The organism is Seramator thermalis (genome assembly GCF_004138125.1).
Lineage (GTDB): Bacteria > Bacteroidota > Bacteroidia > Bacteroidales > Dysgonomonadaceae > Seramator > Seramator thermalis.
In genome coordinates, this window is the sequence record NZ_RXHS01000004.1 from 1 (window position 1) to 11,411 (window position 11,411).

The following is an 11,411-nucleotide window of genomic DNA, read 5'->3' on the forward strand; positions in this document are numbered from 1 at the left end:
GTAGTTAGTTTATTTAAAACGTCACTACAGATATCCCTATATTGGTTAAGTATGCTGGTTTTGTCCATCTTTACAGTGTTTGGAATTACTATAAAGATACTGATAATCAGCTACTTAACCTTATTTTCTATGTTAAACTTTGTTATATAAAACATTGAATATTAATTAGTTAATTGAATATTTACCGAACTATTGGTCTATATTGTTCGATAAAATTTAACAAGGCGAGATTTAAGAGATTTTATTTCTATAAATATCTATATGATTAAAATACTTATTTTTTATTACCTCCAGCCGTCTCTTTTCTTCTACAAAAATATTATATATAGAAATCAGCCTACTACAAAAATTGATATAAATACTTCAAAATTTGACATAATTTTAAAGAAGAAGCGATAACCTTTTTAAGCAGATACTTCTTGTAAATGGCTTTTTTATTCGATGTAAGACAAAAAGAATCAGCGTCGGACTCTTTTTTATTCTCCATATCAGCATATATACCACAAGGAGCTGAACGCATTCATGGAAACCCTCTATAAAATTTTTCCGAATAATTTCGTTCGCAATGTATTGGTTTTTCAATCATTATTTTTAACTTTGCACCCTCTAACAGAAAGGGGGTTATTGTAAGCCAACAGAAAAAAAGAACGAAACGATAGTATATATAGTAGAATATAAACAGCAACCATCCTCGAATAAAAGCTTATTATCAAATTTTTATTCGAGAAAATTAGGGATATGCTATAATTTTATTATCCCCAATCGTGCGAACAATAGTCTCAATAATTGAACAAAAAAACAAAGAAACATATGATCATTGTACAAGTAAAAGAAGGCGAAAACATAGAAAGAGCCTTAAAAAAATTCAAGCGAAAATACGAAAAAACAGGTATTGTTAAGGAGCTGCGCAAGCGTCAGGCATACACAAAACCGTCAATTGAAAGACGTAAGAAAAAGCAGCATGCCATATACGTACAACAGCTGCAACAAAACGAAGATTAATTTTTGATCTTCCAAAATTTTATCTAACTTCGTTGCCACAAGATGGCCGACGAAATGTGGAAAGAAAAGTTCATGAGATATCTCCGTGTCGAGAAGAATTATTCCTCTCACACGGAGATTTCGTATTTAAACGATCTTTCTCAATTCGAATCATTCATCAGATCCGAAACCGGCACTTTTGACCCTACAAATATCGATGCAGACCTTATCCGGATATGGATATCGCAACTAATAGAAAATGGCATAAAACCTCGATCTGTAAATCGCAAGCTAAGCGCCATAAAATCTTTTTTCAAGTATTTAAAAAAAACAGAGGTTTTGAAAAACAACCCTGCCGAAACGGTGCATGGGCCCAAAATCGAAAAAAAATTACCTACATTTGCCACCGACACCGATTTGGAAAAAATCCTGGATGATGAAACAGAATTTTCCGACAATTTCGAAGGATATCGCGATCACCTCATACTCGAGCTGCTCTATGTTACCGGCATGCGCCGAACCGAGCTGATCAATCTAAAAGATGCAGATATCGACATCTATGCCAAAACTCTTCGCGTTACCGGAAAGAGAAACAAACAGCGACTTATCCCATTTTCGGACAACACTTTATATAATATACAAAAATATATATCCCTGCGCGATGCAAAAATCAAAAACAATTCGGCATTTTTATTTGTTAGGAATAATGGAGATCCAATGTATCCGGCCATGATATATAAAATCGTACATACTCATCTTAGTCGCATTTCAACTCTTTCGAAAAAAAGCCCACACGTATTACGTCATTCCTTTGCCACCGAAATGTTAAACAATGGAGCCGAAATAAACGCTGTAAAAGAATTGTTGGGACATTCAAGTCTCGCTTCTACAGAAATCTACACCCACGTGACATTTGACGAACTAAAGAAAGTCTATCAACAAGCTCATCCCCGAGCAAAAAAATGAAGGAGGAAAAATTATGGAAATTAGAATTCAATCCGTCAATTTCGACGCAACTGCCCAGTTAAAAGCATTTGTTGAAAAAAAAATGAAAAAATTAGAGAAATTCAACGACGGCATCCTCGAGGCAGAAGTAATTATGAAGGTCGTAAGACCTGAAACCGCAAAAAACAAGGACGTATCCGTTAAACTAAAATTAAAAAACAGCGAACCGTTCGCCAACAAGGTTGCCGATACTTTCGAAGAAGCAGTAGACTTGTGCAGAGAAGCTCTTGAAAAACAGATCATCAAAACCAAAGAAAAAAAAGGATAGATAATCCTCGTAAAAAATAGATTGAAATCTTTGGCAATCGAAAAAATATTACTACCTTTGCGACCGTTTCTCTCTAATCATGAGAGGGGAACGGTTAATTATAAGTAAATAAGCCTCTTTAGCTCAGTTGGCCAGAGCACGTGATTTGTAATCTCGGGGTCGTTGGTTCGAATCCGACAAGAGGCTCAAAAAATACAAATAATTCACCGGTAAAGAGATCTATTTCTTATTGTAAATCAGCGATATATAAATATATCATTTTTGATTGGGGCAGTTACCAGAGTGGCCAAATGGGGCTGACTGTAACTCAGCTGGCGTAGCCTTCGGTGGTTCGAATCCATCACTGCCCACAAAACAAATTGATGGAGTTTAGGATAAATATTTTGAATATTGACAACGTCATCAACTGTTTGAATGCGGAAGTAGCTCAGTCGATAGAGCATTAGCCTTCCAAGCTGAGGGTCGCGGGTTTGAGTCCCGTCTTCCGCTCTTGATATGAATCGCGGATCGCAATCAAAAACTTTGAACAAAAGTTTTGTTGAGCACTGCAAAAAGAAAAAACATCTTAGCGTAAGTGCCAAACGAGCGGGAAAACCGCTGTAGCGTTTTCCGCGGCAATACTGAGGTCGCGTTTCGAAGCAATGTTCATCAAGTAATTGCATAAGCATTCTTCGGAGAAGATCGCCACAAAACCACACAATGCGGAGAAAATCTTAAGACAGATTCATCCGTAGATTTTTCTGGCATCTTTCCTCTTTTGCCAATGTAGCTCAGGGGTAGAGCGCTTCCTTGGTAAGGAAGAGGTCGCGGGTTCAATTCCCGCCATCGGCTCGAAACGCGATTATTTTTTTGATTGAAAATTGGGTGAGCAAAATATATTCATCTGTTTTCTGAATTAAGCACTAAAAGAGAGTAAATAAACTAACTAAACTAATAAGAACATTTTATGGCAAAAGAACATTTTAACCGGACAAAACCGCATGTCAACATCGGTACTATCGGCCACGTTGACCACGGTAAAACTACCCTAACGGCTGCAATCACGACCGTTTTGGCTAAAAAAGGATTTTCGGAAGTACGCACTTTCGACTCGATCGACAACGCACCCGAAGAAAAAGAAAGAGGTATTACCATCAACACTTCTCATGTTGAATACGAAACTGAAAACCGCCATTACGCTCACGTTGACTGCCCGGGTCACGCTGACTACGTTAAGAATATGGTTACCGGTGCGGCTCAAATGGATGGTGCTATCATCGTGGTAGCCGCAACTGACGGTCCAATGCCTCAAACCCGTGAACATATCCTCTTAGCACGTCAAGTAAATGTTCCACGCTTGGTGGTATTTATGAATAAATGCGATTTGGTGGACGACGAAGAAATGCTTGAGCTGGTAGAAATGGAAATGAGAGAATTGCTCGATTTCTATGATTTCGACGGCGCCAATACACCTGTTATTCGCGGATCTGCACTTGGTGCTCTCAACGGCGACCCGAAGTGGGAAGAAAAAATCATCGAACTCATGAATGCCGTTGATACGTGGATTCCACTTCCTCCTCGCGACATCGACAAGCCTTTCCTTATGCCGGTAGAAGACGTATTCTCGATCACGGGTCGTGGAACAGTGGCAACCGGTCGTATCGAAACAGGCATTGTCAAAGTTGGTGACGAAGTTCAAATCATCGGTCTTGGCGCCGAAGGCAAAAAATCGGTTGTAACCGGAGTCGAAATGTTCCGCAAAATTCTTGACGAAGGTCAAGCCGGCGACAACGTAGGACTTTTGCTCAGAGGTATCGACAAAGACGAGATCAAACGCGGTATGGTTATTGCTCATCCGGGAAAAGTAAAACCCCATTCGAAATTCAAGGCTGAGGTTTATATTCTGAAAAAGGAAGAAGGCGGACGACACACTCCGTTCCATAATCACTACCGTCCTCAATTCTACATCCGCACACTGGATGTTACCGGCGAGATTCAATTACCGGAGGGAGTTGAAATGGTAATGCCCGGCGATAACGTAACAATTACGGTTGAGCTGATCTATCCGGTTGCATGTAACGTGGGTCTCCGCTTCGCAATTCGCGAAGGTGGTCGCACGGTAGGCGCCGGTCAAATCACGGAATTATTAGACTGAAAACAATAGAACTTAGCCGGCCTGTTTTTCAGGTGGTCGACTAAGTTCCTCTACGGGTCTAGCTCAGTTTGGTAGAGCACTGGTCTCCAAAACCAGGTGTCGGGAGTTCGAGTCTCTCGACCCGTGCAAAAAGTATGAAATTTTAAATGAAAAAGATAGTTGCATATCTCAAGGATGCCTATACCGAATTGGTGTATAAAGTATCTTGGCCTTCACGAGAAGAACTAACCAGCAGTACAATAATAGTAATGATTGCTTCCCTTATTATTGCGCTGATAGTTTTTGGGTTGGATTCTTTATTCGAGTGGATATTGAAAATCCTATACGGTATTTAATCATCTGAAATAAAGGAAAAAATGGCTGAAAGCGAAAAAAAATGGTACGTTCTGCGTGCCGTTAGCGGCAAAGAAAATAAAGTCAAAGAGTACCTCGAGTCAGAAATTAAAAAAACCGATTTAGGAAAGTACATATCTCAGGTCCTCATTCCCACAGAAAAGACTTACACTGTACGCAACGGAAAGAAAGTGATGAAAGAACGCGCTTATCTTCCCGGTTACGTGCTTATCGAAGCCGATCTGACGGGGGAGGTAATTCACGAACTCAAAAATCTCAACTACGTAGCAGGCTTTCTTCCCAACACCAAAGATCCCCAACCCCTTCGTGAATCGGAGGTGAAACGTATTTTGGGTACGATGGACGAATTGGAAGAAGCCAACGAAGAAATGGATGTAAAATTCTACGTAGGCGAAAATGTAAAAGTGATTAGCGGTCCCTTTACAAGTTTTTCGGGAGAGGTTGAAGAAGTGAATGACGAAAAAAAGAAACTGAAAGTAATGGTCAAAATATTCGGGAGGAAACAACTTCTCGAATTGGGATATATGCAAGTAGAGAAAGAATAAACAGCAATTTGGTTACGCAGATTCTGAAATTCTTCCGTTTGTTTCGAAAACCGTTTATTAATTTAATCAAAGAAAATGGCAAAAGAAGTTGCTGGACAAATCAAATTACAAATCAAAGGAGGAGCTGCAAACCCATCTCCCCCCGTTGGACCTGCTTTAGGTTCGAAGGGGATCAACATCATGGAGTTTTGCAAGCAATTCAATGCCAGAACTCAGGACAAAGCCGGTAAAGTGTTACCTGTGGTAATCACTTATTATACCGACAAATCTTTCGATTTTATTGTTAAAACTCCACCGGTTGCGATTCAATTGTTAGAAGCCACCAAGGCAAAAAGCGGCTCGGCCGAACCTAATCGTAAGAAGATTGCAGAAATCACTTGGGATCAGGTAAAGGCTATAGCCGAAGAAAAAATGCCCGATCTAAATTGCTTTGACATCGAATCTGCAATGCGAATGGTTGCCGGCACGGCTCGCAGTATGGGTATCACAGTAAAAGGGGAGTTCCCTGAAAATGTTAATAATTAAAACTTCAATTGAGTTATGAGTAAACTGACAAAAAATCAAAAGTTGGCTTTGAGCAAAATTGAAGCAGGGAAAACCTACACGCTGAAAGAAGCTTCAAAATTGGTCAAAGAAATTACAACTACCAAATTTGACGCTTCGGTTGACATCGATGTACGCCTTGGCGTAGATCCCAGAAAAGCGAACCAAATGGTAAGAGGTGTAGTGTCTCTGCCTCACGGAACCGGAAAACAAGTCAGAGTTCTTGTGTTATGTTCCCCCGAAGCCGAAGCCGAAGCCAAAGAGGCCGGTGCCGACTATGTAGGACTTGACGAATACATCGAAAAAATTAAAGGAGGTTGGACCGACGTGGATGTTATCATCACTCAACCGCAAATTATGGGAAAAATTGGTGCATTGGGGCGCATTTTAGGCCCTCGAGGCTTAATGCCTAATCCTAAAAGCGGAACTGTGACTACTGACGTGGCTAAAGCAGTCAAAGAAGTGAAACAGGGGAAAATCGACTTTAGAGTGGACAAAGCAGGTATTGTGCATGCTTCTATCGGAAAAGTATCATTTACGCCGGAACAAATCAGAGATAACGCCAAAGAATTCATCGAGACGCTTATCAAACTGAAACCCACGGCAGCTAAGGGTACTTATATTAAGAGTATTTATCTTTCGAGCACGATGAGCCCGGGTCTGAAAATAGATCCTAAATCGGTAGAAGAAATCTAAAAAAGGAAATTAATCTATGAAAAAGGAAGATAAAAGCATATTAATAAAGAAAATAGCTGAAACTGTTCAGTCTTATGACAACTTCTACCTTACTGACATAGCCACTTTAAATGCGGCTAAGACCAGTGAACTTAGAAGAGAATGCTCAAAAGAGGATATTAAGCTTCTGGTAGTAAAAAATACTTTGCTGAGAAAAGCGCTTGAGTCACTCGACGGAAATTTTGAAGAGCTATATCCCGTACTTAAGGGTAATACCGCCATCATGTTTTCGAACGTAGCCAACGCACCTGCTAAACTCATCGATAAACATAAAGCTACAAAGATACCGGCATTCAAAGCCGCATACGTACAGGAAAGCTTCTTTATCGGGGATAAATATCTGAAAGATTTGATATCCATCAAAAGCAAAAACGAAGTTATCGGGGATATCATTTCATTGTTGCAATCTCCTGCCAAGAATGTCATCTCTGCCCTTAAATCAGGCGGAAATACCATTCACGGCATCTTGCAAACTCTTTCGGAAAAATAATTTTTCAACACAAACACAAACAGAATTAGTAATCAATTTAAACAAATACAACAATGGCAGACTTAAAAGCATTTGCTGAACAATTAGTTAACTTAACAGTAAAAGAAGTTAACGAACTTGCTGAGATTCTCAAAACCGAATATGGCATCGAACCTGCCGCCGCAGCTGTTGCAGTGGCTGCCGGCCCTGCTGTAGGTAATGAGCCTACTGTAGTCGAAGAAAAAAACTCCTTTGACGTTGTCCTGAAAAGTGCAGGACAAGCCAAACTGGCAGTTGTTAAGGCTGTTAAGGAACTCACAGGCCTTGGCTTGAAAGAAGCTAAAGATTTAGTTGACGCTGCTCCCAGTGAATTGAAAAAAGGTGTAACAAAAGACGAAGCGGAAGCTTTGAAAAAACAACTTGAAGAAGCAGGAGCAGAAGTTGAACTTAAATAAGATCAGTTACCTAAAATTAGGTTAATATGGTTAGGAATCTTCCATGAGGAGATTCTTAACCTTTTGTGTCAATACATCTAAGTTCAAAAATAGCATCATCCATGTCTTCAACCAACGCTCAACAACGCATCAATTTTGCGACCGTCAAGAACCCTCTTGATTTCCCGGATTTTCTCGAAGTACAGATCAAATCTTTCCAAGATTTCCTGCAACTCGACGCTCCACCCGAAAAAAGAAAAAACGAAGGATTGTATAAGGTTTTCATGGAAAATTTTCCGATTACCGATACTCGGAACAACTTCGTCCTCGAATTTTTAGACTATTATGTCGATCCTCCACGCTATTCTATCGACGAATGCATCGACAGAGGTTTAACATACAGTGTGCCTCTCAAGGCTAAGCTTTATCTCTATTGCACCGACCCTGACCACGAAGATTTTGCACCCGTCATTCAGGATGTTTATTTAGGCACCATTCCCTACATGACAGAAAGAGGCACTTTCGTCATCAATGGAGCAGAACGTGTTATCGTTTCACAATTGCATCGCTCTCCCGGCGTTTTCTTTGGACAAAGCGTGCACACCAACGGAACCATTCTTTACTCTGCCCGCATCATTCCTTTCAAGGGATCATGGATAGAATTTGCAACAGACATCAACAATGTCATGTATGCATATATCGATCGTAAAAAGAAATTACCCGTCACCACCTTGCTTCGAGCAATTGGATTTGAGAGTGACAAAGACATTCTCGAAATCTTCGATTTGGCAGAAGAGGTGAAAGTGTCCAAAGCCAATCTCAAAAAAGTAGTTGGACGAAAACTCGCGGCCAGGGTCCTAAAATCGTGGATGGAAGATTTTGTGGATGAAGACACCGGAGAAGTTACTTCTATCGAACGAAATGAAGTAGTCATCGAACGAGAAACTATTCTCGAGGCCGAACATATTGACGAGATCATCGAATCCGGGGTCTCATCAATCTTGTTACACAAAGAAACGGCTAATGCGTCGGATTATTCCATCATCTATAATACATTACAGAAAGACCCGAGTAATACCGAGATTGACGCTATCCGTCATATCTACCGCCAAATTCGCAGTGCCGAACCGGCAGACGATTCGAGTGCTCGAGAAGTTATCAACAACTTGTTCTTCTCGGAAAAGAGATATGACTTAGGTGATGTTGGAAGATACAGGATAAACAAAAAACTGAATCTTAATATTCCTGACGAGATTCGCGTTCTCACCAAAGAAGATATTATCGAAATTATCAAATATCTCATCGAATTGGTGAATTCGAAAGCCGTGGTTGACGATATCGACCACTTAAGCAATCGTCGTGTCCGTACCGTCGGCGAGCAGCTTTACAATCAGTTTGGCGTAGGGCTGAATCGTATGGCACGCATTATTCGCGAACGCATGAATGTGCGAGATAACGAAGTATTCACCCCTATCGACTTGATCAATGCAAAGACAGTTTCGTCTGTAATCAATACATTTTTCGGGACGAATGCTCTGTCTCAGTTCATGGATCAAACCAACCCTCTGGCCGAAATCACCCACAAACGTCGTCTTTCGGCACTCGGTCCCGGTGGATTGTCGCGCGAACGCGCAGGTTTTGAGGTTCGCGACGTTCATTACACCCATTATGGCCGTCTTTGTCCTATCGAAACTCCCGAGGGTCCTAATATCGGACTTATTTCATCACTTTGTGTTTATGCCAAAATCAACGACTTGGGCTTTATCGAAACTCCTTATCGCAAAGTTTCAAATGGACAAGTCGATATTGATAATAATCACGTGATATATTTGGCAGCCGAAGAAGAAGAGGGGAAAATTATTGCCCAAGGAAATGCTCCTATCGACGACGAAGGCAGATTCATCAATCCTCGTGTGAAAGCGAGAGAAGATGCCGACTATCCGCTTGTAAGTCCGGACGAGGTTGAGTTAATGGACGTATCTCCTATGCAGATTGCCTCTATTGCAGCTTCCTTGATTCCGTTTCTCGAACATGATGATGCCAACCGAGCTTTGATGGGATCGAACATGATGCGACAAGCAGTTCCGCTTATGCGAAACGAAGCTCCAATCGTTGGAACGGGAATAGAAGGACAACTTATCAAGGATTCCCGAACACAGATCATGGCTGAAGGTGATGGCGAAGTGATCTACGTTGATGCAACGACCATTAAGGTTCGATACGATAGAAGTGAGGAAGAAGAATTTACAAGTTTCGAAGAAGCTGTCAAAACATATAAGATTCCCAAATTCCGCAAAACGAACCAAAATACCACAGTGGATTTGCGTCCATTGTGCAAATTGGGGCAGAAAGTTAAAAAAGGAGACTTCTTGACAGAAGGCTACGCTACCGAAAACGGAGAATTGGCTTTAGGTAAAAACCTGAAAGTGGCATTTATGCCCTGGAAAGGATACAACTTCGAAGATGCTATCGTTCTTAACGAACGCATCGTTCGCGAAGATATTTTCACATCAGTACATGTAGAAGAATTTTCACTCGAAGTCAGGGAAACTAAACGCGGCCTCGAAGAACTCACTTCCGATATTCCCAATGTAAGTGAAGAAGCTACAAAGGATTTGGATGAAAGAGGAATCGTTCGAATAGGTGCACGAATTCAGCCTGGTGACATCCTGATCGGGAAAATAACTCCGAAGGGAGAATCAGACCCTTCGCCGGAAGAAAAATTGCTTCGTGCCATCTTTGGAGACAAAGCAGGCGATGTCAAAGACGCTTCACTGAAGGCTTCACCCTCATTAAAAGGCGTCGTAATCGAAACCAATCTGTTTTCTAAAGCTGCCAAAAAAGGAAAAGGCAAATTGTCGAATAAAGCACTTCTCCCAAAACTCGACGAAGAATACGAAGAGAAAATGGAAGAGTTGCGTAAAAAACTGATCGATAAATTGCTTGTCCTTACCGAAGGTAAAACTTCAGCCGGAGTTAAAGATTATACTAATATGGAAGTGATTCCGAAAGGCTCGAAGTTCACTGCCAAGGTATTAAATGAAATTGATTATCAGTCAATACAATTGAACAAATGGACGACTGACACTCATAAAAACGAGCTAATTCGTACGACTGTTATCAATTACTTGCGTAAATATAAGGAACTGGATGCTGAACTCAAACGCAAACGCTTCGATCTTACCATCGGAGACGAACTGCCTTCGGGAATCATGCAGATCGCTAAAGTGTACGTAGCAAAAAAACGTAAGATTCAGGTAGGAGACAAAATGGCAGGGCGCCACGGGAACAAGGGTATTGTCTCGAAAATCGTTCGGCAGGAAGATATGCCTTTCTTGCCCGATGGTACGCCGGTCGATATCGTTCTAAACCCGTTGGGAGTGCCCTCCCGTATGAACTTGGGACAGATTTTTGAAACTGTACTCGGTTGGGCAGGTGAAAAATTAGGTGTTCGTTTTGCTACTCCGATCTTCGATGGCGCTTCGCTCGACGACCTCAACACATGGACAGACAAAGCAGGTATTCCCCGATATGGCAAGACCTATCTCTACGATGGAGGAACTGGCGTCAGATTCGATCAACCTGCCACTGTAGGCGTTATTTACATGCTGAAACTCGGGCACATGGTTGAAGACAAGATGCATGCACGTTCAATCGGGCCCTATTCACTTATTACGCAACAACCTCTCGGTGGAAAAGCCCAGTTTGGAGGTCAGCGTTTTGGAGAAATGGAAGTCTGGGCGCTTGAAGCATTTGGCGCGGCACACATCCTTCAGGAAATACTGACAATCAAGTCGGATGATGTCGTTGGACGCTCAAAAGCATACGAATCTATCGTAAAAGGAGAAGCGATGCCTCAACCCGGCATTCCGGAATCGCTAAATGTTTTGCTCCACGAACTAAGAGGATTAGGATTGAGTATTCAACTCGATTAAAGTCTTAA

At 41.3% G+C, this 11,411-nt stretch carries 11 protein-coding genes and 5 tRNA genes; all 16 read left to right on the forward strand.

The window, feature by feature from the left end; all coding sequences use genetic code 11:
- Positions 1 to 810 precede the first annotated feature (810 nt).
- The 16 genes from rpsU (at position 811) to rpoB (ending at position 11,403) form a co-directional block, all read left to right on the forward strand.
- A complete protein-coding gene (gene rpsU, locus EJN84_RS04000; protein WP_101486805.1) occupies positions 811 to 1,002 on the forward strand; it encodes a 30S ribosomal protein S21 in 192 nt (63 codons plus the stop codon).
- Positions 1,003 to 1,044: 42 nt separating this feature from the next.
- Complete coding sequence (locus EJN84_RS04005) at positions 1,045 to 1,947, forward strand: tyrosine recombinase XerC (RefSeq protein WP_394343079.1); 903 nt, start codon at positions 1,045 to 1,047, stop codon at positions 1,945 to 1,947.
- 13 nt (positions 1,948 to 1,960) lie between these two features.
- Entirely contained in the window at positions 1,961 to 2,254 is a 294-nt protein-coding gene (gene hpf / locus EJN84_RS04010; protein WP_129594227.1) for a ribosome hibernation-promoting factor, HPF/YfiA family, read from the forward strand.
- A gap of 112 nt (positions 2,255 to 2,366) precedes the next feature.
- Positions 2,367 to 2,440: transfer RNA gene (locus EJN84_RS04015), tRNA-Thr, on the forward strand.
- Between the two features lie 82 nt (positions 2,441 to 2,522).
- Positions 2,523 to 2,604 (forward strand) — tRNA-Tyr (locus EJN84_RS04020).
- Positions 2,605 to 2,670: 66 nt separating this feature from the next.
- Positions 2,671 to 2,743, forward strand: a tRNA-Gly gene (locus tag EJN84_RS04025).
- A 270-nt stretch (positions 2,744 to 3,013) separates the two neighbouring features.
- A tRNA-Thr gene (locus tag EJN84_RS04030) sits at positions 3,014 to 3,085 on the forward strand.
- A 115-nt stretch (positions 3,086 to 3,200) separates the two neighbouring features.
- Entirely contained in the window at positions 3,201 to 4,388 is a 1,188-nt protein-coding gene (gene tuf, locus EJN84_RS04035) for an elongation factor Tu (protein WP_101486768.1), read from the forward strand.
- 52 nt (positions 4,389 to 4,440) lie between these two features.
- Positions 4,441 to 4,514 (forward strand) — tRNA-Trp (locus tag EJN84_RS04040).
- A gap of 20 nt (positions 4,515 to 4,534) precedes the next feature.
- Positions 4,535 to 4,723, forward strand: a complete 189-nt coding sequence (gene secE / locus EJN84_RS04045) for a preprotein translocase subunit SecE (RefSeq protein ID WP_101486769.1) — start codon at positions 4,535 to 4,537, stop codon at positions 4,721 to 4,723.
- 21 nt (positions 4,724 to 4,744) lie between these two features.
- Positions 4,745 to 5,287 carry a transcription termination/antitermination protein NusG gene (gene nusG / locus EJN84_RS04050; protein WP_129594228.1) on the forward strand — a complete coding sequence of 181 codons (543 nt, stop codon included), beginning with the start codon at positions 4,745 to 4,747 and terminating at the stop codon, positions 5,285 to 5,287.
- Positions 5,288 to 5,362: 75 nt separating this feature from the next.
- A complete protein-coding gene (rplK, locus tag EJN84_RS04055) occupies positions 5,363 to 5,812 on the forward strand; it encodes a 50S ribosomal protein L11 (protein ID WP_101486771.1) in 450 nt (149 codons plus the stop codon).
- Positions 5,813 to 5,827: 15 nt separating this feature from the next.
- On the forward strand, positions 5,828 to 6,526 hold the full coding sequence (rplA, locus tag EJN84_RS04060) for a 50S ribosomal protein L1 (RefSeq protein ID WP_129594229.1): 699 nt from the start codon (positions 5,828 to 5,830) through the stop codon (positions 6,524 to 6,526).
- 16 nt (positions 6,527 to 6,542) lie between these two features.
- A complete protein-coding gene (gene rplJ, locus EJN84_RS04065) occupies positions 6,543 to 7,055 on the forward strand; it encodes a 50S ribosomal protein L10 (protein WP_101486773.1) in 513 nt (170 codons plus the stop codon).
- Positions 7,056 to 7,108: 53 nt separating this feature from the next.
- The gene (gene rplL / locus EJN84_RS04070) at positions 7,109 to 7,489 is read left to right on the forward strand and encodes a 50S ribosomal protein L7/L12 (protein ID WP_129594230.1); all 381 of its coding nucleotides are present in this window, start codon (positions 7,109 to 7,111) and stop codon (positions 7,487 to 7,489) included.
- Positions 7,490 to 7,590: 101 nt separating this feature from the next.
- Positions 7,591 to 11,403 carry a DNA-directed RNA polymerase subunit beta gene (rpoB, locus tag EJN84_RS04075; RefSeq protein WP_129594231.1) on the forward strand — a complete coding sequence of 1,271 codons (3,813 nt, stop codon included), beginning with the start codon at positions 7,591 to 7,593 and terminating at the stop codon, positions 11,401 to 11,403.
- Positions 11,404 to 11,411 lie beyond the last annotated feature (8 nt).